Here is a 24,754-nt window from a genome sequence, read left to right as displayed (position 1 = left end):
ATCCCAGCAGAATCTGCGATTGCCGTGCAGGGCGCTTGACTGCATACTCTTGTGGATGAGCACCGCCACCTTGCCCACGCCGCAGCTTGAAGCACCAGCCTATGTCTCTATGCAAGGTCTGGATAACGCCTATGTCGAAGGCCTGCGCGATATCTTTGAAGAACGCATCGTCTTCAACAAACTGCTGGGTCTCAAGCTCCAGGCGGTGCAGGACGATGCGGTCTGGGCGAGCTTGGAGATGCGCGACGAGCTGATCGGCCATTTTGGATTGCAGCGGGTGCATGGCGGCGTCATCAGTGCCAGCCTGGACGCGCTGGGCGGTATCGCGGTGATGGCGGCCTCCGGCGCCAAGCATGCGGGGGAGCCGGTGATGCAGCGCCTGATGCGTTTTGCCAAGCTGGGCACCATTGATTTGCGGGTGGACTATCTGCGTCCCGGCACCCAAGGACCTTTTGGATTGCAGGCCCGAGTGCTGCGGCTAGGCTCGCGGGTGGCCACCACGCGCTCGGATTTTTGCGACAGCAGCGGCCAGGTGCTGGCCACCGCCACAGCCGCCTACATCGTGTCCTGATGCGGGCTGGGGGCCAGATCGGATGTTGGGAAATGTGAGATTTGTCCGACCTATGAAAGTATTGATAGGAAAGGCCGCCATAGTTGCCTGCTGTTACGACTAGTGTCAAATTTTGTGAACACCCTAGCTATAAATTGAATAGCATGTAGAAGCTTTTCACAAGGAGAACCGATGGCTGTACAAAACCCTTTTTTCGGCGGGCGCCGTGACAATGACGCTTCCGCCTCCAAGTTCATGGGAGGCAATGCCTCCAGTACATCGGGCAGCACCCTGCCCAGCACCGCTGCAGGTTCCGCCAGCTCCGTGCTCGGCGGCAACCTGAGCGGCCACAAGGCCGATGAGCCCAGCAACCCTTCCCCTACCTCTTCCTATACCAGCACCGTGACCCCTGATACCACCGCCGGCACCGGCAGCAAACTGACGGTTGGCCCGAATATCAAGCTCAAGGGCGTCGAGATCACCGATTGCGACACCCTGGTGGTGGAAGGCACGGTCGAGGCCACGATGGACTCCCGTGTGATCCAGATCACTGCTGATGGCGCCTTTCGGGGTTCCGCAGAAATCGACATCGCCGAGATTCATGGCGAGTTCGAAGGCAACCTGACGGTGCGCGACAAGCTGGTAATTTTTGGCACCGGCCGCGTCCACGGCAAGATCCGCTACGGCAAGGTCATCATCGAAGAAGGCGGCCAGCTGACCGGTGAGATCGAATGCTCCAACAGCACCCGCAAGCCCGTGGCTGCGAGTACCAGCACCCCGGCTGCTAGCAAGACGGAAAAGCCCGCCGAGAGCCTGGCTTGAGCCGCTGAGGCCCCGGCCTCCCGCTTGTGAAAAAGCCGCTGCAGCGCAGATCTTGCGTTGCAGCGGCTTTGGTGTTTCTGGGCTTCAGCGCTTACCGTTGGCCGATCAGACCGGCAGCGGCGGTACCGTGCGGGGATGGCCTTCCTCGTCGATGGCGACATAGGTCAAGGTGGCCTGCGTTACCTTGAAGAACTGGCCCTGCTTGGACAGGCGTTCGGCATATACCTCGACCTCGACCGTCATCGAGGTGGTGCCCACCTTGACCAGCTTGGCGTAGAACGACAAGATATCGCCCACGCGCACCGGCTGCTTGAAAATGAATTCATTGACCGCCACAGTGACGGTGCGGCCCCGCGAATGGCGTAGCGGCAGCACCGAGCCGCCCAAATCCACCTGCGACATGACCCAGCCGCCAAAAATATCGCCATTGGCATTGCAGTCGGCAGGCATGGGCACAACACGCAAAACCAGCTCTTTGTCCTGGGGCAGTTCGTCGGATGCGGTACGGGGGGTATTCATGGGCACAATCGGGGTCTATAACAAACCCACAATTGTCTCCCATGCGACGTTTTGCCGAGGCGCCTGCCGCCACAAGCCCTAGCTCCAACGATGGAAAACCCCTGACCGCTGGCGACGGCCGTACCTTGAAGCGGCTGCTGCCCTACCTCTGGACCTACAAATGGCGGGTGCTGGCCGCACTGCTGCTGATGGTGGGCGCCAAGGTGGCCAATGTCGGGGTGCCGGTGCTGCTCAAACATGTGGTCGATGCGCTCGACATCCGCCCCGGCAACCCGCAGGCCTTGCTGGTGGTACCGATGGGCCTGCTGCTGGCCTATGGCGGCCTGCGCCTCTTGACCTCGGTGTTTGGGGAGCTGCGTGAGCTGGTGTTCTCCAAGGCCACGCAGGGCGCCGCGCGCGCGATTGCGCTGCAGACCTTTGAGCATCTGCATGCGATGAGCCTGCGCTCCCACCTGGAGCGCCAGACGGGCGGCATGACCCGCGATATCGAGCGCGGCGTCAAAGGCGTGGAGTCCCTCATCTCGTACTCGCTCTACAGCGTCGTGCCCACCTTGATCGAGCTGGCGCTGGTGCTGGGCATTCTGGCCGTGCAGTTCGACATCTGGTTTGCCATCATCACCATCGTGGCGCTCACGGTTTATATGAGCTTCACCGTGGTGGTCACCCAGTGGCGCACGCATTTCCGGCGTGAGGCCAACCTGATCGACTCCGCGGCGCACAGCAAGGCGATTGATTCGCTCTTGAACTACGAGACCGTCAAATACTTTAACAACGAAGGCTTTGAGGCCCAGCGCTATGACGGGGATCTGGAAAAACTGCGCCTGTCGCGCCTCAAAAGCCAAAGCAGCCTGAGCCTGCTCAACAGCGGGCAACAGCTGATCATTGCAGTGGCCTTGGTCGCCATGCTCTGGCGCGCCACCCAGGGGGTTGTTGACGGGCGACTGAGCCTGGGCGATCTGGTGATGATCAATGCCTTCATGATCCAGCTCTACATTCCGCTCAATTTTCTGGGCACCTTGTACCGCGAGATCAAGCAAAGCCTGACCGACCTGGACCGCATGTTTGTACTGATGGACCAGCAGCGCGAGGTGGCCGATGCACCCGGCGCCCAGCCACTGGCGCTGCAGGCCGAGCCTGAGCTGCGTTTTGACGATGTGCACTTTGCCTACCACCCCGGCCGCCCCATTCTGCAGGGTCTGAGCTTTGTTGTGCCCGCTGGCAAGAAGGTTGCCGTCGTGGGCCCCTCTGGCGCAGGCAAATCTACCTTGGCACGGCTGATCTTCCGTTTTTACGATGTGCAGGCTGGCGCCATCCGCATTGCGGGCCAGGACATCCGCGATCTGACGCAGGACAGCCTGCGCCGCGCTATCGGCATCGTGCCCCAGGACACCGTGCTGTTCAACGACACCGTCGCCTACAACATCGCCTATGGCCGGCCCGGTGCCACGCAAGAGGAGGTGGAACAGGCCGCACAGGCCGCGCGCATCCACACAATGATTGCTGCCTCTCCCGAAGGCTATGCCACCCGCGTGGGCGAGCGCGGCCTCAAACTGTCAGGCGGTGAAAAGCAGCGCGTGGCCATTGCCCGCACCCTGCTGAAGAATCCGCCAATCCTGATCTTTGATGAGGCCACCTCCGCGCTGGATTCCGCCAACGAACGCGCCATCCAGCTGGAGCTGCAAAAGGCGGCCCAGGGCAAAACCACGTTAGTGATCGCCCACCGCCTGTCTACCGTGGTGGACGCGCATGAGATTTTGGTGATGGATGCCGGCCGCATTGTGGAGCGCGGCACGCATGCGCAGTTGCTGGCGCTGGGCGCTCGCTATGCCAACATGTGGGCACTACAGCGCAATCAGGCGCAGGATTGACGCCCGTGCTTGTTTAGCGCTTGCTGATGCGCGACAGCCGCTTGGCATTGCGCACCGCCTTGGCATGCACGGGCGAGATGCCGGCATTGAGTACATCGGTGACTGCTTGTACCTGCTGGCTGACCATGCGCGAGGTGGCCTTGCCGACGCCGAATGCCGCAAGCGGGTTGCTGGTGGTGGGGGCCAACAGGTTGGGGGTTGTGCACAGGCTGGCAGCGGTTTGCCAGTAGGACGTGCAGGCCTGGGTCCACATGCCGATCCAGGACTCGTAGAAGGCCGTCACCTTTTCGTTGCCCATGCGGTAGAACTCCTGCTGGTCGCGGGCCGATGGTTGGCTGCCCGCCAGCATCATGCGGCCTACCCGTTGTGCAACCACTTGGGGAGCAGCCAAGCTGAGCTCCAAGCTTTTGGTGGCCAGATTCTGGACCTTGGCTTGGGTCGTGTGTCTTGCAGTCATGGGCATTCCCCGGTGGGTTGAAACTGAGGAAATTGTAGAAAGCTTTGACGAATGCTGCATTGCAGCAATTTCACCAAGCTGCTCCCATGGTTATTGGTTAAGTGATTGAATATTAAGATAAATATCTATAAATGCACCAATGTTGTGCAGTAGGTGCGGCGCTTGCGCTGGCCTAGGACTGCGCATTGTTTGCATTGGCCGCTGCATCCTGTTGCTGCAGCGCCGCCAGTTCCTCGTCGCTGAACACGCGGGAGCGGGTATGAAAGGCCTTGCCCTCGGGGCCTTCGAGCGAGAAAGTGCCGCCACCGTGGGTGTCGATCACATCGATGATGAGCTGGGTGTGCTTCCAGTAGGTGTACTGGGAGGTGCTCATGTAAAACGCGCAGCCGCCAATGTCGCCCAGGTAGACATCGCCCTGGCCAATGGTCAGCTCACCTATCAGGTAGCAGTTGGCGGCGCTGTTGTCGCAGCAGCCGCCAGATTGGTGAAACATCAGACCGGGGCCATGTTTGTCTTTGAGCAAGGCAATCAGCGCTTGCGCGGCCGGCGTGGCCACCACTTTTTCCACAACCATCATGCTGTCTCCGGTGATGGCAGGCGGGCCTTGGCGGCTCCTGCCGGGATAGGGAGTTGCACAGGCGGCGTGCGTGGCCCCAGCCCCTCCTGCGGCTGCAGTGGGGGCCGGGCACACCGCCTTGCACACCGTTCTATTAGAAGAAGCCCAGCTTGTTTTCGGAGTAGGACACCAGCAGGTTCTTGGTTTGCTGGTAGTGGTTCAGCATCATCTTGTGGTTCTCACGGCCAATGCCCGATTCTTTGTAGCCACCAAAGGCGGCATGGGCGGGGTAGTGGTGGTAGCAGTTGGTCCACACGCGGCCGGCCTTGATGGCGCGGCCCATGCGGTAGGCCAGGTTGCCGTTGCGCGTCCACACCCCGGCGCCCAGGCCGTACAAGGTGTCGTTGGCCAGCTCCAGTGCTTCTTCCTCGGTCTTGAAGGTGGTGACAGCAAGCACCGGGCCAAATATCTCTTCCTGGAAGATGCGCATCTTGTTGTGGCCCTTGAACACCGTGGGCTGCACATAGTAGCCGCCTGCCAGATCACCACCGAGCTTGGCTTCGGCGCCGCCAATCAGCACCTCGGCGCCCTCCTGGCGACCCAGGTCCAGGTAGCTGCTGATCTTGATCAGCTGTTCCTTGCTGGCCTGTGCGCCCATCATGCTGTCGGTGTCCAGCGGGTTGCCGTGCTTGATGGCGGCAATGCGCTTGAGCACCTTTTCCATGAAGCGGTCGTAGATGGATTCATGGATCAGTGCCCGGCTCGGGCAGGTGCAGACCTCGCCCTGGTTGAAGGCGAACAGCACCAGGCCTTCGATCGCCTTGTCGAGGAAGGCGTCGTCGTGGTCCATCACATCGGCGAAGAACACATTGGGCGACTTACCACCCAGCTCCAGGGTGGCGGGAATCAGGTTGTTGGCGGCAGCCTGGGCAATGACGCGGCCCGTGCTGGTCGAGCCGGTAAACGCAATCTTGGCGATGCGCTTGCTGTTGGCCAGCGGCATGCCGGCCTCGCGGCCAAAGCCATTGACCACGTTGAGCACGCCCGGGGGCAGCAGGTCCTCGATCAGCTCGATGAGGATCAGCAGGCTGATGGGGGTGGATTCTGCAGGCTTGAGCACCACGCAGTTGCCGGCGGCAATGGCCGGTGCCAGCTTCCAGGCGGCCATCAGGATGGGGAAGTTCCAGGGAATGATCTGGCCGACCACACCCAGCGGCTCATGGTAGTGGTAGGCCACCGTCGTGTTGTCGATCTCGCTGAGGCCGCCTTCTTGCGCCCGCAGCGCGCCGGCAAAGTAGCGGAAGTGGTCGGCCGACAGCGGAATGTCGGCATTGAGCGTTTCGCGGATGGCCTTGCCGTTGTCCACGGTCTCGGCGTAGGCCAGCAGCTCGGTATTGGCATCGATGCGGTCGGCGATTTTCAGCAGCACGTTGGAGCGTTCGGTGGCGGAGGCCTTGCCCCAGACATCGGCCGCTGCATGGGCGGCATCCAGTGCCAGCTCCACGTCCTCTGCGGTCGAGCGGGCGGCCTGGGTGTAGACCTGGCCGTTGATCGGCGAGATCACATCAAAGTACTGGCCCTTGACCGGCGCCTTCCACTGGCCGCCGATGAAGTTGTTGTACTGCTTTTTGTAGCTGATCTTGGCGCCCGATTGGCCGGGAAATACGTATTGCATGGTTTGTCTCCTTGAATAGGGATGGCTCAAACTGATTCGCGCCGCTGGCAAGCCGGTAGGGCACGAGTCACACCAGATATATCAAGATGCGTGCCATGCTGTGTAGTGCGCCAAGTGTTTGATTTGATTGGGATCGGTAGTGTACTGCCGGGCACGTTGGAACAGCGCTGGACAGTGCAAGTGTTCCAATCTGGAACAGTCGGACAGCGTCATGGCTATTCGCGGCCACCCCGCGCGGCCGCCTTCCTATACTGTTCCCATGGGCCTGCGCAGACAGGCTTGCAAGGAGACAACATGGATCCCCAGATCACCTCTCAGGTGCTGCGCCAGGCACGGGTGCATTTGCTGGCACATGGTGAATGCCCGCCGGGGGCGGTGCAGGCGCGCATTGCCAGCTCCTGGCAGCGCAGCCTGCGCGCAGGGGTGCAGCCGGTGGGCCGTGTCTCTGGCGGCGATCCGCTGACGGGCACCGAAATGCGCCAGGTGCTCACCCGCAGCGAAGACCTGCTGGCCATTGCCCGGCCGGTGATGGACTATGTGTTCGAGCAGATCCAGGACAGCCATAGCATGGTGATCCTGGCCAATGCCCAAAGCACCTTGCTGCACACCTTGGGCGATGCACCGTTTCTGAACAAGGCCGAGCGGGTGGCGCTGCGCAGTGGCGCGATCTGGACCGAAGAGGCGCGCGGCACCAATGCGATCGGTACGGCGCTGGTAGAGGCCACACCGCTGCGCGTCGAAGGCGCCGAGCATTTTCTGGAGGCCAACAGCTTTTTGAACTGCGCGGCCTCGCCCATCTTCAGCGCCCAGGGCCAGTTGCTGGGTGTGCTCGATATCTCGGGCGACCAGCGCCTGGCCCAGGCCCATACCTTGGGCCTGGCCACCACCGCTGCCCGCATGATCGAAAACCGCTGGCTGCTGGCACGCCACCAGCGCGACTGGCGCATGCATTTCCACACCCAGGCCGAAGGGGTGGGCACCGCTGCCGAAGGCATTTTGGCGCTGGCGCCGGATGGCTTGCTGCTGGGCGGCAACCGCGCGGCCATGCAAAGCCTCAAGATCGCCGCCGCTGACTGGGGCCATCTGCACTGGGACGACATCAGCGCCATGCCGCTGCGCGACTGGCTGGCCCGGGGCCACACCCAGACCGAGCGCCTGCATCTGGCGGCCTTGCACACCGGCCGCAGCGTGTTTGCACGCCTGGTGCTGCCTTCGGGGGCGCAAGCCACATCGGCAACTGCTACGCAAGCGGCGTTGCCCAGCGATCGCGCGGGACGTGCGCAACTGCCCGCCGTGCCCCCACAACTGGCGCCCGATGCGCTGGCCCAGCTGGATACCGGCGACCTGGCCTGGCGCGCAGCCGCAGAGCGCGGCCGACGCACCCTGGGCAAGGGCATTGCCTTGCTGGTGCAGGGCGAATCGGGCGTCGGCAAGGAGTTGTTTGCGCGCGCGCTGCACGACAGCAGCGCACGCCATGCCGGGCCTTTTGTCGCCATCAACTGCGCGGCGATTCCAGAGCATTTGATCGAGGCCGAGCTGTTTGGCTATGAATCAGGAGCCTTTACCGGCGCCCGGCGCGATGGCCAGCTAGGCCGCTTGCGCGAGGCCCAGGGCGGCACCTTGTTCCTCGACGAGATCGGCGATATGCCGCTGGCGCTGCAAACCCGCTTGCTGCGCGTGCTGCAAGAGCGCAGCATCACCCCGCTGGGGGGCGGCAAGGCCCAGCAGCTAGACTTTGCGCTGGTCTGTGCCACCCACCACCAGCTGCGCGAGGCCGTGGCGCAGGGCCGCTTTCGGGCCGATCTGTTCTACCGCATCAATGGCCTGGCCTTGCAGTTGCCTGCGCTACGCGATCGCAGCGACCGCGAGGTGATCACCCGCCGCTTGCTGGACCAGTTCAATCCCGGGCAATCGGTGCGGTTGCACCCCGATCTGGCCTTTGCGATGGCGCACTACCCCTGGCCCGGCAATCTGCGCGAATATGCGAATGCGCTGCAGACCGCATCGGCGCTGCTGCTGCCTGGTGAAGACACCATTGGCTGGTCCCAGCTCTCCGACGACCTGGCGCAGGAGCTGCTGCGCTACCGCGAAGGCGCACCGATGGCGGTCGCCGCTTTGGCAGCGCAAGCGCAGCCACCCAGCCTGCCGGCGACCGATTTGAAAACCCTCTCCCACACCGCCATCGCGCAGATGCTGCAGCAGTGCCGAGGCAATGTGTCGCAGGCGGCCAAGCTGCTGGGCATCAGCCGGCAGACCTTGTACCGCCGGCTCAAGGTTTCTTAGGCTGGCCTGCATGACCTAAGATAGCTGCTGCGCCGGCACATGGTGTGCCGCCTGTTTGTTGGAATACCCATGCCCGCCTCTGAAAACCCTGCTGTCGCCCCCTGGTCTTCCCGATTCTGGGCAGAGATCAGCACCCGCGAATTTGCCCAGGCGCAGACCAGCGGCCTGGCGGCCAGCACGGTCGCAGTGCTGCCGGTGGGGGCGGTGGAGCAGCATGGCCCGCATTTGCCGGTATCGGTGGATGCCACTCTGTTGGAAGGCATTGTGGCGGCGGCCATGCCGCTGTTGCCGGCTGAGGTACCGGTGCTGGTGCTGCCGGCGCAGAACATTGGCCTCAGCACCGAGCACCTGAACTTTCCCGGCACCCTGAGCCTACCGCCCAAGCTCATCATCGATCTCTGGACGGCGCTGGGCCAGGCGGTGGCGCGTGCGGGCATCCGAAAGCTGCTGATGTTCAACACCCATGGCGGGCAGGTGGCGGTGATGGATATCGTTGCGCGCGAGCTGCGCATGGCCCATGGCATGCTGGTCTACAGCAGCAGCTGGGGGGGACTGCCGTTGCCGGCCGAGGTGACGGGCCTGTTCAGCGCCGAGGAGCACCGCTTTGGCATCCATGGCGGCGAGGTGGAAACCTCCATGATGCTGCATCTCGCGCCCGCGCAGGTGGACATGGCGCAGGCGGGCTGTTTCCATTCCACATCGCAGGACCGGGCGCAGCGCTTTGCGATTGTCGGCAATGGCAAGAGCGCCAAGATGGGCTGGGCGATGGAGGATTACAACCCTTGCGGCGCCGTTGGCAATGCCGCTGGCGCCACGGCAGACAAAGGCCGGGCGGTGGTTGAAGCGGCGGCCCAGCAACTGGCCTTGCTGCTGCAGGAGATTCACCAGCTGGCGTGGACGGTGACACCCCGCTGATGCCTTGCAGGCAGAGAATCAGCCGGCCAGCACCTGGCTGAACACAGCCGCATCCACATTGCCACCCGTCAACGCCAGGCCAATGGTCTGGCCGGCGATCAGTTCGCGCTCTTGCAACGCAGCTGCCAATGCAGCCGCACCTGCACCTTCGGCGACATTGTGGGTGTCGGTGAACAAACAGCGCATCGCTGTGCGTACCTCGTCATCGCTGATCGCTACCAGGCGGTCCAAGTGCTGGCGCAGCACGGGGAGGGCCAGTGGGTCGGCGCGGCGCACGGCCATGCCATCGGCAATATCGGTGCTGACGGCGGCTTCGACCACTTCACCGGCGGCGATGGAGTCGCGGTAGGTGGTGGCGCCGGTGCTGATCACTCCCACAATGCGCACCGGGTGCTGCAAGGCCAGCTTGGCTGCGATGGCCGAGCAGGCGCCCGAGCCCAGGCCAATCGGCACATAGACGGTCTGCAAATGCGGCACTGCGCGCAAAAATTCCCACCAATAGGTGCTGACGCCGCTGACCAGATCCGGGTGGTAGCTGGGCACCATATGGGCACCAGTCTGCTCAGCCAGCGCGATCGCATGCTCGCGGGCGGCCTGGAAGTCGTCGCCGTGCTCTATCAGCTCGGCGCCCAGCGAGCGCATCGCCATGTTCTTTTCGACCGAGTTGCCATGGGGCACGACGATGGTGCAGCGCACGCCATGGCTGCGCGCGGCCCAGGCAATGCTCTGGCCGTGGTTTCCTCGCGTGGCGCTGATCACCTGGGCGGGCAGGGTGCCGCGCGCTGCCATCTGCGCGAAGTAAGACAGACCGCCACGGATCTTGAAGGCCCCCACCGGCGTGTGGTTCTCGTGCTTGAGCCAGCATTCCGCCCCCAGGCGCTCGCCCAGCAGCTGCCAGCGGTACTGCGGCGTGGCCTGGAAATCACGGTAGACGATGCGGGAGGCGTCCTCGATCTCGGCGAGGCTGGGGAGGGAGGGGGTTTGCATAGCTGAGAAAGAGGAGGAGCGTTGAAGAGTCGATCAAAGGGCGCTGCGCAGCTGCACCGGCCCCCTGGGCGTGTGCAAATGCGCCACCAGCGCAGGCGCGCTGGCCTGCGCTACTTGCAAGGCCGGGTTGCCATCCAGGCCCAGCGCTTGCAGCGCCGTTTGCAGAGCATCGGCATCGGGGTGCAGCAACTGCAGCTGCTGCAGGGTGACGCCTTTGTCGGCTAGGTTGGCTGCTGGGTGCTGGTCCCCCCATTCGATCAAGGTCGGCAGCAGGCCTTGGAGCAGGCGCTGGCCATCGGGGCGCAGCCCAATCTGCCAGGCCAGCAGCCCGCGGGGTGTTTGCCGGCTGGCGGCCTGGGGCGTGCCAGCGGCATGGCCTAGCGTCCGCAACGCATCAGTGGCCTGGGCGATGCCGTTGGCGCGTGCAACCCAGTGGGTCAGCTGCGGGCCCTGGCTGCGCACCTGGGCCTGCAGAGCCGGGTCATCCATGTCAAACCAGCGGCGATGGTTGCTGGGCGCCTGGCCTTGCGGGTCGATGGCGATGATCTCCAGATAGCTGCTGGCAAAGGCCGGGCTGCTGGTGCGCAGCAGGCGGTTGTGGGTGCCCATAAAAGCATGCTGGCCGCCCGTATCAGGCGTCAGGCCCAAAGTCGCTTCGCACCAGGCCACACCTTCTTCCAGGCTGGCGGCCATGACGACCAGGTGGTCCAGTCCGGCGCCGCTCACAGCAGCACCTCGCCCTGGATGCCGGCGGAGACATGGCCACCCACCCAGACCTGGCCGGTGGCATCTTGCGCGATGTTGACGATGCCGCTGCGATCCAGGTTGATGCCCTGGCTGGCAACATAGGGCGCCTGCAGATGGCCATCGGCCAGCAGCCACTGCGCCAGGCTGGCATTGAGGCTGCCGGTGATGGGGTCTTCGCTGAGGCTGGCACCGGTGCTGAACCAGACACGCACTTCGATATCCGCTTCGGGCGGGCGTGCAGCTGGCGCTGCTGCGCCGTCAAAGGCGCGGGCCTCGCGGCTGGCGCGGCCAATCAAGGTCTTACCGGCCTGCGGGTGCAAGGCGGCAATCGCCAGCTCCATGCCCAGGCCATGCAGGGCGCTGAGGTCGGGCTGCAGCGCCAGAACGGTGTCAGGGTCATCCAGCAACAAGGCCCAAAACACGGGGCCGTTGTTGAGCTTTTGCCGAGCCAGCACCTGGCTGGGCTGCAGGCCAGCGGCCTGGAGCACAGGGGCCAGCTCTGCATCGGCAATATCGCTGCGGATCAGCGCCGGTGCGGCAAAGGCGAGGCGGCCAGTCTGCGCCTCTTGCTGCAAGGGCACCAGGCCCTTGGCGCACTCTTGCACGATGCGGCCGGCCTGCTGGGGCTGGCCGCCTGCAGCCAACCAGGCATGGCAACTGCCCAGGGTGGGGTGGCCGGCAAAGGGCAGTTCGCCGCCGGGGGTGAAGATGCGCACCCGGTAGTCCGCGCCCTGGGCATGGCCCTCGGGTGTAGGCGGCAGCAAAAAGGTGGTTTCGGACAGGTTGGTCCAGCGGGCGAAGCGCTGCATCGCGGCATCGTCTAGACCTTCCCCATCCAGCACCACGGCCAGCGGATTGCCGCAATAGGTCTCTTCAGAAAATACGTCGACTTGCATGAAGCGCCGTGTGCGCATAGGAACTCCTGGGATCAATCAGAAAAAGAGGGCGGGTTCAGCTCAGGGCCAGGTCCAGCACGCCTTGGGCGGCGGGCCGTGCCTGCAGCGCTGCAAACCAGCGCGCCACATGCGGGTAGCGGCTGCGGGAGCCATCTTGGTCGGGCAGGCCCCACCAGCGGTGCAGCTCGCAGCCCAGCGGAATGTCGGCCATGCCGAACTGCGCACCTTGCAGGTAAGGGCCCTGCGCAAGCTGCTGGTCCAGCATCTGCAGCAAAGGCTGCATGGCGGCCACGGATGCCGCAATCTTGGCCGGGTCGCGCTGCTCTGCGGGGGTGCGGATCTGCTGGATAAAGGCATCGCGCCCGGCAGGGTTCATCGCCGTTTGCTGCCAGTCCATCCAGCGCTCGGCATCAAAGCGCTGGGCCAGGCCGGCGGGGTAGAGCACGCCGGGGGCGTAGCGGGCGCAGAGGTAGCGCACAATCACGTTCGATTCAAACAGCTGCAGCGCCATGGCGCCTTCGCCATCGGCCATCGCCGGCACCAGCGCGTTGGGGTTCAGCGCCAGATACTCGGCGCTGCGGGTGCCGCCATACGTGCCGCCGGCATCGATGCGCTCAAACGGCACGCCCACTTCTTGCGCCGCCCAGACGGCCTTGCGCACATTGATCGAGCTGATACGGCCCCAGATTTTCAGCATGTCTCATCCTTGGTGTTGGCTTGCGGCCCCGCGCAAGGCGGGGGCCAGGGTGGTCGGTGGCCAGGCGACTTATAGCGCCGCCTGGCTTTTTGGCTTCTAGGGTTACCGGGCGGCCAAGGTGGAGCGCACGGTATCGGCCAGCGCCTTGATGCCGATGTGGATCTGCGCTTCAGATGCAGTCACGAACGAGAGGCGCATCGTGCGGTGGTCCGGCTGGCTGGCATAGAACGCGCTGCCTGGCACATAGGCCACATTGCGCTCGACGGCGGCTGGCAGCATGGCAACGGTGTCCACGCCTTCGGGCATGCGCAGCCACAGGAACATGCCGCCGGTGGGCGTGGTCCACTGCACATCCAGGCCTGCAAAATGCTCGGTCAGTGCAGCGAGCATCGCATCACGCTGCTTTTTGTAGAGCGCGCGGATGGTGGGCACATGCTGGTCGAGAAAACCGTTTTGCACCACCTCGGCCACCATGCGCTGGTTGAAGGTGGGGGTGTGCAGATCGGCCGCCTGCTTGGCCTGCAGCAGTTTGGCGTAGATGGCCTTGGGTGCGACCACATAGCCCAGGCGCAGGCCGGGTGCCAGCACCTTAGAAAACGAGCCCAGGTAGACGCCGCCCTCCGGATTGCGGGCCGTCAGCGGAGCGGGCGGTGCCTCGTCAAACCACAGGTCGCCATAGGGGTTGTCTTCCAGAAACGGAATGCCGAGCGTGGCGAGCTGGTCCACCACGGCCTGGCGGCGGGCTTCGTCCATGCTGCGCCCGGTGGGGTTTTGGAAGTTGGGCAGCAGGTACACCATGCGTGCCTTGCGCGCGCCTTCGCCGGCCTTGCGCGCCAGGTCGTCTGGGACCACGCCCTGGTCATCGCTGTCCACCCCCACCACGTCGGGCTGCTGGGGCGAGAAGGCCTGCAACGCGCCCAGGTAGGTGGGGGTCTCCACCAGCAAGCGGCTGCCTTCATCGAGCAAAATCTTGCCCATCAGGTCCAGGCCTTGCTGGGAGCCGGTGGTGATCAACACCTGGTCAGGGCTCACATCCCAGGGCAGTTGCTGGGCGACGAATTCGCGCAGCGGTGCATAGCCTTCGCTGGCGGCGTATTGCAGGGCGGCAGCACCGTCTTGCAGCAGTACTTTGTCCGCCGCTTCCTTGAAGGCGCTGATCGGAAAAGTCTTGGGCGACGGCAGGCCGCCAGCCAGGCTGATGATGCCGGGCTTCTCGGTCACTTTCAGGATCTCGCGGATCACCGAGGGGTTCATGCTGGCGGCGCGTTTGGCCAAGGTCCAGTTCGTCATCATTTCCTCATCTCTTTGATGGCAGCCGGGGCAACAGTGCCGGGGCCGGGGTGGATGCCGTGCAGGGCCACCGTGGGTTGTCAGGGTGGCAGTGGCCGGGCGCCTGGGATGGCACAGGGCGGGCGGCTACTGCCGGCAGGCTTTTGGCCTGTATGTTTCTTGGCAGGGGCAGGCGGGTTCTTGGGCCTGCCGGTGGGGCTTTGATTGTCTGATGGGTAGAGGGCTTGTGGGCAGCGGCACAGACTTTGTTACCTGCTGGCTCAGGCCTTGATCATCCATATTGCCGTCAGCACCAGAATCAGCGCCATGGCCCGGTTGAACCAGAGCAAGCGCTGGCCCTGGGCCAGCCAGCTGCGCAGCAGCGCGCCGACCGAGGCATAGAGAAAGTTGCTGGCAAAAGCGAAGAACAGCATCACCGGCAGCACGATGGCCAGGCGCGCTAAGGCATCCTGAAAGCCGACAATCCAGCCCGCGACAATGGCCAGCGCCAACAACCAGGCCTTGACGTTGACAAACTGCAAGCCCACAGCCTGCCAAAAACCGAGCAGATGGCCGTTCTTGGTCTCGGCCAGTTGGCCGCTGCGGCTGAGCTTGTAGGCCAGCCAGACCAGGTAAACAATGCCGACGGCCTTGATGGCGCCTTTGAGCGCGGGCACGGCCATCACCAGCGCACCGACGCCGCTGGCGCAGAGCAGCAGCAGGGCGCCCCAGCCAATCGGTACGCCCCATACAAAACGCATGGCGGGTTTGAGCCCCCAGTTGGCACCCATGGCTGCGGCCATGGTGGTGTTGGGCCCGGGGGTGAAGCTCATGGCGGTGGCCAGAACCAGAAATGCACTGAACTCTACGGCGGTCATTGTCGTTGTCATGGTGTTCGTATCTACTGCCCTTGGGGAGCCTGATCATGCACTGCCGACGCTGCATTCTGGCGGGCCGAAGTGGCGGTCCGGTTGCAGCGGGGACAGTCTGGGCTTTTGCGGCAGGCTGGCTCAAAATAATGTAGCGGTCATAGCAATACAGTTACAGTACAGACAGAAAATCAATACCAGGAACTGTATTGGTGCCAAAGCCGGTACATCTCCCCTTCTTTCTGCCATGCTGACCCGCGACACCACCCATTCCCTCACCGAGCAATTGGCCGCCCGCTTTGCCGAGCGCATCCGGTCGCGCCTCTTGCCAGCGGGCGCACGCCTGCCTTCAGTGCGCGCCTGCGCCGCCCAGCAAAGCGTGAGCCCCTACACGGTGGTGGCGGCCTATGATTTGCTGCAGGCCCAGGGTTTGGTGGAGGCCCGCCGGCAGCGCGGTTTTTATGTGCGCGACTATGTGGCCAAGGCGGCGGTGCCCATCACGCCGGCAGCGCCTGAAGCCCAAGGCAAAACCTTGAAGGATGCGGTATCGCTGTCCTTGCCGGCTGCATCGGCCCGCATCAATGCCACCTCGCTGATCCGCGGCATGATGCACAAGGCCACGCATCCGCAGCCGGGGGCGGGCATGTTTCCACCTGAATGGCTGCAGAACCAGTTTTTGCAATCTGCCTTGCGCAAGGTAGTGGGATCGGATGCGCTGCATGCCATGCATTGGAGCTACGGCGTGCCCATGGGCGATGAGCTGCTGCGCCAACTGCTGGCCGAGCGGCTCAAGGGCCTGGGCTTGCCGGTGGGTTACGAGCAGGTGATGACCACCATGGGGGCGACCCAGGCCTTGGATATTGTCAGCCGCACCCTGCTGAAGGCTGGCGATGCGGTGATGGTGGAAGAACCTGGTTGGTCGGTAGAGTTTGCCCGGCTGGCGGCGCTGGGCATGCAGGTGCTGCCGGTGCCGCGCGGGCCCGATGGACCCGATCTGGCCGTCATGCGCCATTACTGCGAAACCCATGCGCCCAAGCTCTATGTCAGCGTCAGCGTATTGCACAACCCCACCAGCTACAGCCTGCACCCGGCAGCGGCCCACCAGGTGTTGCAGCTGGCGCAGGCCTATAACTTTTATATCGTCGAGGACGACACCTACAGCCATATCGCGCCCGAGCATGCGACCCGGCTCAGCGTGCTCGATGGCCTCAAGCGCAGCATCTATGTGAGTGGTTTTGCCAAGATTCTGGCGCCCAACTGGCGCGTGGGCTATATGGTGGCGCCGCCCGACTTAGTGGACCGCATGCTGGACACCAAGCTGCTGTCCACCTTGACCAGTCCGGCGATGATGGAGCGCGCGATGGCGCTGTGCATGGAAAACGGCCAGCTGCGGCGCCATATTGAGCGCATGCGCAGCCACCTGGTGCAGGCGCGCAAGCACAGCGTGCCGCTGGCACTGGAGGCGGGCTGCCAGTTTGTCACCGAGCCCGCCGGCATGTTCGGCTGGGTGGAGACCGGCATGGACACCGAGGTGCTGGCCCAGCGCATGCTGGATGAGAACTACCTGATCGCTCCCGGTAGCCTGTTCCATGCCAGCCGCAAGCCCTCTACCCTCATGCGCATTAACTACGCCTGCACGCAAGATGCCAGCTTCTGGCGCGTCTACCAGCGGGTGCGCGCGGAGTTTCCACAAGCCGAACCTATGCCGCGCTGAACCCGGGCGGGCGCAACGCGGTGGTGCAGCATCAGCTGGACAGTTCTTCCCAACGCATCAGCGCTTCCAGCAGTTCGCCTTCAATCACCGTATCGCGCTGCTGCAACTGCATCGCCTGGCCATAGTCCTTGGTGAAGAGGTTGCCGTCGGCCAGCTTGGCCTGGATGCTCTTTTGCTCCGTCTCCAACTCCGCAATGCGTGCGGGCAGCAAATCCAGATCGCGCTGGTCTTTGTAGCTGAGCTTGCGCTTGGCTTGGGCAGCAGGCGCTGCGGCCACTGCTGGCGCTGGCGCGGGTGCAGCTGCGGCGGCCTTGGTGTCTTTGGCGAGTTTGTTGGCCTGGGCGGCATCGCGCTGCTCGGCGATCTCGCGCGAACGGCGCGACTGGATCAGCCAGTCCTGCACCGAGCCTTCGTATTCGCGCCAATGGCCATCGCCTTCGGCGGCGATGATGCTGGTGACCACGTTGTCCATGAAGGTCCGGTCATGGCTGACGAGGAACACGGTGCCGTCATACTGCTGCAGCAAGTCTTCCAGCAAGTCCAAGGTGTCGATGTCCAGGTCATTGGTCGGCTCGTCCAGCACCAGCACATTGGCGGGGCGGGCGAACAGACGGGCCAGCAGCAAGCGGTTGCGCTCGCCCCCCGACAAGGAGCGCACAGGGGAATGCGCACGCGCCGGTGAGAACAGGAAATCGCTCAGGTAGCTTTTGACATGCTTGCGCTGGTTGCCAATCTCGATCCATTCGCTGCCCGGGCTGATGAAGTCTTCCAGGGTCGCATCCAGATTGATCGCATCGCGCATCTGGTCAAAATAGGCCACCTGCAGATTGGCGCCTTGGCGGATATCGCCGCTATCGGCCGCCAGCTCGCCCAGAATCATCTTCAGCAAGGTGGTCTTGCCGGCGCCATTGGGGCCCAGCAGGCCGATCTTGTCGCCGCGCAGCACCGTGGTGCTGAAGTTGCGCACAATGGTCCGATCGCCAAAACTCTTGCTGACGTCAGTCAGCTCGGCAACGATCTTGCCCTGGTAGCCATTGCCGGTACCGGATGCGATATCCATCTTGACACTGCCCTGGGCCGTGCGCCGTGCGGCATGCTCACCCCGCATCACCTTGAGCCGTTCGATCCGGCTTTGGCTGCGGGTGCGGCGTGCTTCCACACCTTTACGGATCCAAATCTCTTCCTGGGCCAACAATTTATCCGCCTTGGCATTGATCACCGACTCTTGTGCCAGCTGCTCCTGCTTTTGCACCACGTACTGGGCAAAGTTGCCAGGGTAGCTGCGCAGCTGGCCACGGTCCAGCTCCACAATGCGGGTTGCCACCGCGTCCAGAAAGGAGCGATCATGGGTAATCGTGATGATGCTGCCCTTGAATTCCTTGAGCAGCTCTTCCAGCCAGGCAATAGAGTCCAGGTCCAGGTGGTTGGTGGGCTCATCAAGAAACAGCACATCGGGACGCAGCACCAGCGCCTGGGCCAGGGCCACACGCTTCTTCACACCGCCGGACAGATTGCCGACAAGTGCCTGCGGATCCAAATGCAGGCGCTGCAAGGTTTCTTCTACGCGCTGCTCCCAGTTCCAGGCATCAAAGGCCTCAATCTGGGATTGCAGCGCATCCAGGTCTTCGCCATCCTCGGCCGCAAAATAGCGATCACGCACAGCGGAGACCGCAGCCATCCCATGGGAGGCGGCTTCAAACACCGTGTGCTCCAGGTTCAGGTTGGGTTCCTGGGCAACATAGGCGATGCGTATGCCGTTCTGCAGTTGGAGGTTGCCGTCATCGGCCTTCTCCATGCCTGCCAGAATCTTCAACAGCGAGGACTTGCCTGCGCCATTGCGGCCAATCAGGCCAACCCGCTCCTGGGACTCCAGGGCGAAGTCTGCGTGGTCCAGTAAGGCAACGTGGCCAAAGGCCAGCTGCGCGTTCAATAAGGTAATCAATGCCATGTTGGCGCCATTATCCTGTGCGCGCCAAGGGGAGCCCGGTTGCAGGGGGATCGGATCCCTTCACCTCCTTGCCCCAGCTTCGCATCGTCACATGTAGGTCATGGAGATGCTGTTCAATCAGAAATTTTCGCCAACTGCGTGACGCCTCGGGAAAACGCCTATACAATAGCGTCTATCGACAGCACGATGCCTTGCAAAGCTGCCAGACTCGAAAGAGGGCGGTTCGCAAGGTTTGTTTTTTTGGGGTGCTGGCAAGGGGTGAAGCGGAAACGCTGAAAACTTTGTCAAACAGTTCAAAAAGCTGTGCTACAATACAAGGCTTCGCTGATTGCAGCGGGGTGGATCTGGAAGCTAAGGCTTGCAGGTTAGGTCTTTAAAAATTAACAGCCGATAAGCGTGGGCGTTTGGTGGCGATTGCCATATGTTCTTCGGAGCAAAACAAGCGCTCACAAAAACAGTAATGAGTAAGATCTTAGGATCTTTTTTATTCCGTCAAGTGAGTGAGTAGTCGAGAGACTTTAAATTCAAGATCGAACTATAGAGTTTGATCCTGGCTCAGATTGAACGCTGGCGGCATGCTTTACACATGCAAGTCGAACGGTAACAGGTCTTCGGATGCTGACGAGTGGCGAACGGGTGAGTAATACATCGGAACGTGCCTAGTAGTGGGGGATAACTACTCGAAAGAGTAGCTAATACCGCATGAGATCTAAGGATGAAAGCAGGGGATCGCAAGACCTTGTGCTACTAGAGCGGCTGATGGCAGATTAGGTAGTTGGTGGGATAAAAGCTTACCAAGCCGACGATCTGTAGCTGGTCTGAGAGGACGACCAGCCACACTGGAACTGAGACACGGTCCAGACTCCTACGGGAGGCAGCAGTGGGGAATTTTGGACAATGGGCGAAAGCCTGATCCAGCAATGCCGCGTGTAGGATGAAGGCCCTCGGGTTGTAAACTACTTTTGTACGGAACGAAAAGACTCTTTCTAATAAAGAGGGTCCATGACGGTACCGTAAGAATAAGCACCGGCTAACTACGTGCCAGCAGCCGCGGTAATACGTAGGGTGCAAGCGTTAATCGGAATTACTGGGCGTAAAGCGTGCGCAGGCGGTTATGTAAGACAGAGGTGAAATCCCCGGGCTCAACCTGGGAACTGCCTTTGTGACTGCATAGCTAGAGTACGGTAGAGGGGGATGGAATTCCGCGTGTAGCAGTGAAATGCGTAGATATGCGGAGGAACACCGATGGCGAAGGCAATCCCCTGGACCTGTACTGACGCTCATGCACGAAAGCGTGGGGAGCAAACAGGATTAGATACCCTGGTAGTCCACGCCCTAAACGATGTCAACTGGTTGTTGGGAATTAACTTTCTCAGTAACGAAGCTAACGCGTGAAGTTGACCGCCTGGGGAGTACGGCCGCAAGGTTGAAACTCAAAGGAATTGACGGGGACCCGCACAAGCGGTGGATGATGTGGTTTAATTCGATGCAACGCGAAAAACCTTACCCACCTTTGACATGTACGGAAGTGACCAGAGATGGACATGTGCTCGAAAGAGAACCGTAACACAGGTGCTGCATGGCTGTCGTCAGCTCGTGTCGTGAGATGTTGGGTTAAGTCCCGCAACGAGCGCAACCCTTGCCATTAGTTGCTACATTTAGTTGGGCACTCTAATGGGACTGCCGGTGACAAACCGGAGGAAGGTGGGGATGACGTCAAGTCCTCATGGCCCTTATAGGTGGGGCTACACACGTCATACAATGGCTGGTACAAAGGGTTGCCAACCCGCGAGGGGGAGCTAATCCCATAAAGCCAGTCGTAGTCCGGATCGCAGTCTGCAACTCGACTGCGTGAAGTCGGAATCGCTAGTAATCGTGGATCAGAATGTCACGGTGAATACGTTCCCGGGTCTTGTACACACCGCCCGTCACACCATGGGAGCGGGTCTCGCCAGAAGTAGGTAGCCTAACCGCAAGGAGGGCGCTTACCACGGCGGGGTTCGTGACTGGGGTGAAGTCGTAACAAGGTAGCCGTATCGGAAGGTGCGGCTGGATCACCTCCTTTCTGGAAACTAAGCAATCAAGATTGAACGCCCACACTTATCGGTTGTTGGAACACAAGCCAAGGCTGTGTAGAGACTGAGTCGCACAAGACGCAGTAGCTGCAAGGCGTTGGAATGGGTCTGTAGCTCAGCTGGTTAGAGCACTGTGTTGATAACGCAGGGGTCGTTGGTTCGAGCCCAACTAGACCCACCATTACTTCCAACAGGTGGCATATTGATTGACTAAAGCCGCGCAATGCGCAGGTTATAGATGATCAAAGGGGGATTAGCTCAGCTGGGAGAGCACCTGCTTTGCAAGCAGGGGGTCGTCGGTTCGATCCCGTCATCCTCCACCAATACTTTTACTGATAACTTATCATTCAACACCAAAGCGGTTTCGCAAGAGACTGTTTTGTTGTTGATTCCGGATTCCCGGATCAAACGGCTGTTCTTTAAAAATTCATAGAGTCGAAAATCAGCGTTGCTGGTGGAAACTGCACATTCGTAAAGGTTTAGTGCAGACCGTGCCACCAGCAACAATTTGATTGCGTCAAAACGAATGAAACTTTGCGTGAGCAATTTTTATTCAGTAATGACGAATATTCTACAAGCCTGCTGACTTAGCAATAGGTTGGCAAGATAGATATTCAATTTACGGCATAACGCGCGAGGTGAGAGACCTCGCAAAGCAGTTGCTTGGGTTCTTTGCTTGAGATCTAGAGATAGATGTCAAAGTTATAGGGTCAAGTGACTAAGAGCATGTGGTGGATGCCTTGGCGATGATAGGCGACGAAAGACGTGATAGCCTGCGATAAGCTTCGGGGAGTTGGCAAATAAACTTTGATCCGGAGATTTCTGAATGGGGGAACCCACCTAGCAATAGGTATCGGCAACTGAATACATAGGTTGTCGAAGCGAACCTGGAGAACTGAAACATCTAAGTACCCAGAGGAAAAGACATCAACTGAGATTCCGATAGTAGTGGCGAGCGAATTCGGAAGAGCCGTCTAGAGATAGTCATTGTGTTAACAAAACGGAATGGAAAGTCCGGCCATAGTGGGTGATAGCCCCGTATGTGAAAACGCAGTGGTGGTACTAAGCTAGAGACAAGTAGGGCGGGGCACGAGAAACCCTGTCTGAATATGGGGGGACCATCCTCCAAGGCTAAATACTCATCATCGACCGATAGTGAACAAGTACCGTGAGGGAAAGGCGAAAAGAACCCCGGGAGGGGAGTGAAATAGATCCTGAAACCGCATGCTTACAAAAAGTAGGAGCCCCCAGGGGTGACTGCGTACCTTTTGTATAATGGGTCAGCGACTTACATTCAGTGGCAAGCTTAACCGAATAGGGAAGGCGTAGAGAAATCGAGTCCGAATAGGGCGACAAGTCGCTGGGTGTAGACCCGAAACCAAGTGATCTATCCATGGCCAGGATGAAGGTGCCGTAACAGGTACTGGAGGTCCGAACCCACTAGTGTTGCAAAACTAGGGGATGAGCTGTGGATAGGGGTGAAAGGCTAAACAAACTTGGAAATAGCTGGTTCTCTCCGAAAACTATTTAGGTAGTGCCTCAAGTATTACCTGCGGGGGTAGAGCACTGTTTAGGCTAGGGGGTCATGGCGACTTACCAAACCTATGCAAACTCCGAATACCGCAGAGTACAGCTTGGGAGACAGAGCACCGGGTGCTAACGTCCGGACTCAAGAGGGAAACAACCCAGACCGCCAGCTAAGGTCCCTAAAACGGGCTAAGTGGGAAACGAAGTGGGAAGGCTAAAACAGTCAGGATGTTGGCTTAGAAGCAGCCATCATTTAAAGAAAGCGTAATAGCTCACTGATCGAGTCGTCCTGCGCGGAAGATGTAACGGGGCTAAGCCAGTTACCGAAGCTGCGGATGCACAGTTTACTGTGCGTGGTAGGAGAGCGTTCTGTAAGCCTGTGAAGGTGTCTGGAGACGGATGCTGGAGGTATCAGAAGTGCGAATGCTGACATGAGTAGCGTTAAAGGGGGTGAAAAGCCCCCTCGCCGTAAGCGCAAGGTTTTCTACGCAACGTTCATCGGCGTAGAGTAAGTCGGCCCCTAAGGTGAGGCAGAGATGCGTAACTGATGGGAAACGGGTCAATATTCCCGTACCGATGTGTAGTGCGATGTGGGGACGAAGAAGGTTAGCTCAGCCAACTGTTGGATATGTTGGTTCAAGCCTGTAGTCATGCCTGGTAGGCAAATCCGCCGGGCTAAGATGAGGGGTGATAACGGGTCTGCTTGCAGACGAAGTGAGTGATACCCAGCTTCCAGGAAAAGCCACTAAGCTTCAGCTACACACGACCGTACCGCAAACCGACACTGGTGCGCGAGATGAGTATTCTAAGGCGCTTGAGAGAACTCAGGAGAAGGAACTCGGCAAATTGACACCGTAACTTCGGGAGAAGGTGTGCCCTCAGTAAGTGAAGTTGAACAAATGGAGCTAAACGGGGTTGCAAAGAATAGGTGGCTGCGACTGTTTAATAAAAACACAGCACTCTGCAAACACGAAAGTGGACGTATAGGGTGTGACGCCTGCCCGGTGCTGGAAGATTAAATGATGGGGTGCAAGCTCTTGATTGAAGTCCCAGTAAACGGCGGCCGTAACTATAACGGTCCTAAGGTAGCGAAATTCCTTGTCGGGTAAGTTCCGACCTGCACGAATGGCGTAACGATGGCCACACTGTCTCCTCCTGAGACTCAGCGAAGTTGAAATGTTTGTGATGATGCAATCTCCCCGCGGAAAGACGGAAAGACCCCATGAACCTTTACTGTAGCTTTGTATTGGACTTTGAACAGATCTGTGTAGGATAGGTGGGAGGCTTTGAAGTGAGGATGCTAGTTCTCATGGAGCCAACGTTGAAATACCACCCTGGTGTGTTTGAGGTTCTAACCTTGGTCCATTATCTGGATCGGGGACAGTGCATGGTAGGCAGTTTGACTGGGGCGGTCTCCTCCCAAAGCGTAACGGAGGAGTTCGAAGGTACGCTAGTTACGGTCGGACATCGTGACGATAGTGCAATGGCATAAGCGTGCTTAACTGCGAGACTGACAAGTCGAGCAGATGCGAAAGCAGGACATAGTGATCCGGTGGTTCTGTATGGAAGGGCCATCGCTCAACGGATAAAAGGTACTCTGGGGATAACAGGCTGATACCGCCCAAGAGTTCATATCGACGGCGGTGTTTGGCACCTCGATGTCGGCTCATCTCATCCTGGGGCTGTAGTCGGTCCCAAGGGTATGGCTGTTCGCCATTTAAAGAGGTACGTGAGCTGGGTTTAAAACGTCGTGAGACAGTTTGGTCCCTATCTTCCGTGGGCGCTGCAGATTTGAGGAAGCCTGCTCCTAGTACGAGAGGACCGGAGTGGACACACCTCTGGTGTATCGGTTGTCACGCCAGTGGCATTGCCGAGTAGCTATGTGTGGAAGAGATAACCGCTGAAAGCATCTAAGCGGGAAACTCGTTCCAAGATGAGATCTGCCGGGGGCTTGACCCCCCTGAAGAGTCGTTCTAGACCAGGACGTTGATAGGTTGGGTGTGGAAGCGCAGCAATGCGTTAAGCTAACCAATACTAATTGCTCGTGCGGCTTGACCCTATAACTTTGATTGGCCCCGCCTTAGATGGGGCCCATGCAAAGAAACACTGCAACTGCAGTTATGCCCAAAGCGCAATCAAATTTAGCTGATAAGACTCTATGAATTCGCTTCGAAAGCAGCAATGCCCTGATCGACCGATCAGCGCAAAGCCGCCAAGAAGCAAAAAGTTATGCCTGATGACCATAGCAAGTTGGTACCACTCCTTCCCATCCCGAACAGGACAGTGAAACGACTTCGCGCCGATGATAGTGCGGATTCCCGTGTGAAAGTAGGTCATCGTCAGGCTTTTATACTGAAAACGTCCAGCAACTAGCTGGACG

The 24,754-nt window shown here is 60.5% G+C and carries 17 protein-coding genes, 2 tRNA genes and 3 rRNA genes; 11 read left to right on the top strand and 11 right to left on the bottom strand.

Translation table 11 applies throughout. The annotated features are described in order from the left end of the window. The first annotated feature begins 55 nt into the window (after positions 1–55). Both HS961_RS22335 and HS961_RS22330 read left to right on the top strand, forming a co-directional pair. A complete protein-coding gene (locus HS961_RS22335; protein ID WP_182325608.1) occupies positions 56–571 on the top strand; it encodes a thioesterase family protein in 516 nt (171 codons plus the stop codon). 171 nt (positions 572–742) lie between these two features. Continuing rightward, positions 743–1,372, top strand: a complete 630-nt coding sequence (locus HS961_RS22330) for a bactofilin family protein (protein ID WP_182325607.1) — start codon at positions 743–745, stop codon at positions 1,370–1,372. 105 nt (positions 1,373–1,477) lie between these two features. On the opposite strand, the gene HS961_RS22325 is transcribed toward HS961_RS22330, so the two are convergent. Further along, on the bottom strand, positions 1,478–1,891 hold the full coding sequence (locus HS961_RS22325; RefSeq protein WP_182325606.1) for an acyl-CoA thioesterase: 414 nt from the start codon (positions 1,889–1,891) through the stop codon (positions 1,478–1,480). A gap of 41 nt (positions 1,892–1,932) precedes the next feature. Here HS961_RS22325 and HS961_RS22320 point away from each other — a divergent pair, with 41 nt between their 5' ends. Beyond that, positions 1,933–3,759 carry an ABCB family ABC transporter ATP-binding protein/permease gene (locus HS961_RS22320; protein WP_182325605.1) on the top strand — a complete coding sequence of 609 codons (1,827 nt, stop codon included), beginning with the start codon at positions 1,933–1,935 and terminating at the stop codon, positions 3,757–3,759. Positions 3,760–3,772: 13 nt separating this feature from the next. Here the strand turns inward: HS961_RS22320 and HS961_RS22315 are convergent, their stop codons facing one another. The 3 genes from HS961_RS22315 to HS961_RS22305 form a co-directional block, all read right to left on the bottom strand. Next, positions 3,773–4,216: a polyhydroxyalkanoate granule-associated phasin gene (locus HS961_RS22315; RefSeq protein ID WP_182325604.1), complete on the bottom strand. Its 444-nt coding sequence runs from the start codon at positions 4,214–4,216 to the stop codon at positions 3,773–3,775. A gap of 172 nt (positions 4,217–4,388) precedes the next feature. Next, positions 4,389–4,790, bottom strand: coding sequence for a DUF779 domain-containing protein (locus tag HS961_RS22310; RefSeq protein ID WP_182325603.1), 402 nt, complete (start codon positions 4,788–4,790; stop codon positions 4,389–4,391). A gap of 136 nt (positions 4,791–4,926) precedes the next feature. After that, positions 4,927–6,447 (bottom strand): aldehyde dehydrogenase family protein, encoded by a 1,521-nt coding sequence (locus tag HS961_RS22305; protein WP_182325602.1) that lies wholly within the window; start codon positions 6,445–6,447, stop codon positions 4,927–4,929. A 294-nt stretch (positions 6,448–6,741) separates the two neighbouring features. Between HS961_RS22305 and HS961_RS22300 the strand changes: the two genes are divergently transcribed. Both HS961_RS22300 and HS961_RS22295 read left to right on the top strand, forming a co-directional pair. Further along, positions 6,742–8,730: a sigma-54-dependent Fis family transcriptional regulator gene (locus tag HS961_RS22300; protein ID WP_182325601.1), complete on the top strand. Its 1,989-nt coding sequence runs from the start codon at positions 6,742–6,744 to the stop codon at positions 8,728–8,730. 69 nt (positions 8,731–8,799) lie between these two features. Further along, positions 8,800–9,645 (top strand): creatininase family protein, encoded by an 846-nt coding sequence (locus tag HS961_RS22295; RefSeq protein WP_182325600.1) that lies wholly within the window; start codon positions 8,800–8,802, stop codon positions 9,643–9,645. Positions 9,646–9,663: 18 nt separating this feature from the next. Here HS961_RS22295 and HS961_RS22290 read toward each other — a convergent pair whose 3' ends face one another. The 6 genes from HS961_RS22290 to HS961_RS22265 all read right to left on the bottom strand — a co-directional run bounded on the left by HS961_RS22290 (position 9,664) and on the right by HS961_RS22265 (position 15,119). Next, positions 9,664–10,632, bottom strand: a complete 969-nt coding sequence (locus HS961_RS22290; protein ID WP_182325599.1) for a threonine dehydratase — start codon at positions 10,630–10,632, stop codon at positions 9,664–9,666. A gap of 33 nt (positions 10,633–10,665) precedes the next feature. Continuing rightward, positions 10,666–11,358: a VOC family protein gene (locus tag HS961_RS22285; protein ID WP_238347707.1), complete on the bottom strand. Its 693-nt coding sequence runs from the start codon at positions 11,356–11,358 to the stop codon at positions 10,666–10,668. Then, positions 11,355–12,293, bottom strand: coding sequence for a PhzF family phenazine biosynthesis protein (locus HS961_RS22280; RefSeq protein WP_182325598.1), 939 nt, complete (start codon positions 12,291–12,293; stop codon positions 11,355–11,357). The genes HS961_RS22285 and HS961_RS22280 overlap by 4 nt, the downstream gene beginning before the upstream one ends. A 37-nt stretch (positions 12,294–12,330) precedes the next feature. Further along, the gene (locus tag HS961_RS22275; protein WP_182325597.1) at positions 12,331–12,972 is read right to left on the bottom strand and encodes a glutathione S-transferase family protein; all 642 of its coding nucleotides are present in this window, start codon (positions 12,970–12,972) and stop codon (positions 12,331–12,333) included. 102 nt (positions 12,973–13,074) lie between these two features. Next, positions 13,075–14,262 (bottom strand): PLP-dependent aminotransferase family protein, encoded by a 1,188-nt coding sequence (locus HS961_RS22270; protein WP_182328385.1) that lies wholly within the window; start codon positions 14,260–14,262, stop codon positions 13,075–13,077. A gap of 260 nt (positions 14,263–14,522) precedes the next feature. Beyond that, positions 14,523–15,119 carry a LysE family translocator gene (locus HS961_RS22265; protein WP_182328384.1) on the bottom strand — a complete coding sequence of 199 codons (597 nt, stop codon included), beginning with the start codon at positions 15,117–15,119 and terminating at the stop codon, positions 14,523–14,525. A gap of 238 nt (positions 15,120–15,357) precedes the next feature. On the opposite strand from HS961_RS22265, the gene HS961_RS22260 reads away from it, so the two are divergent. Then, complete coding sequence (locus HS961_RS22260) at positions 15,358–16,824, top strand: PLP-dependent aminotransferase family protein (RefSeq protein ID WP_182325596.1); 1,467 nt, start codon at positions 15,358–15,360, stop codon at positions 16,822–16,824. A 31-nt stretch (positions 16,825–16,855) separates the two neighbouring features. Here the strand turns inward: HS961_RS22260 and HS961_RS22255 are convergent, their stop codons facing one another. Further along, on the bottom strand, positions 16,856–18,772 hold the full coding sequence (locus tag HS961_RS22255) for an ATP-binding cassette domain-containing protein (protein WP_182325595.1): 1,917 nt from the start codon (positions 18,770–18,772) through the stop codon (positions 16,856–16,858). Between the two features lie 532 nt (positions 18,773–19,304). Here HS961_RS22255 and HS961_RS22250 point away from each other — a divergent pair. The 5 genes from HS961_RS22250 (at position 19,305) to rrf (ending at position 24,719) form a co-directional block, all read left to right on the top strand. Then, a 16S ribosomal RNA gene (locus HS961_RS22250) occupies positions 19,305–20,837 on the top strand. Positions 20,838–20,951: 114 nt separating this feature from the next. Continuing rightward, positions 20,952–21,028: transfer RNA gene (locus tag HS961_RS22245), tRNA-Ile, on the top strand. A 66-nt stretch (positions 21,029–21,094) separates the two neighbouring features. Further along, positions 21,095–21,170 (top strand) — tRNA-Ala (locus HS961_RS22240). A 385-nt stretch (positions 21,171–21,555) separates the two neighbouring features. Then, positions 21,556–24,433, top strand: a 23S ribosomal RNA gene (locus HS961_RS22235). A gap of 173 nt (positions 24,434–24,606) precedes the next feature. Beyond that, positions 24,607–24,719, top strand: a 5S ribosomal RNA gene (rrf, locus tag HS961_RS22230). The 16S, 23S and 5S rRNA genes sit together here with 2 tRNA genes alongside, the layout of an rRNA operon. Positions 24,720–24,754 lie beyond the last annotated feature (35 nt).

Source organism: Comamonas piscis, assembly GCF_014109725.1.
In the GTDB taxonomy this organism is placed as follows: domain Bacteria; phylum Pseudomonadota; class Gammaproteobacteria; order Burkholderiales; family Burkholderiaceae_C; genus Comamonas; species Comamonas piscis.
This window is presented reverse-complemented; position numbering and strand designations above follow the sequence as displayed.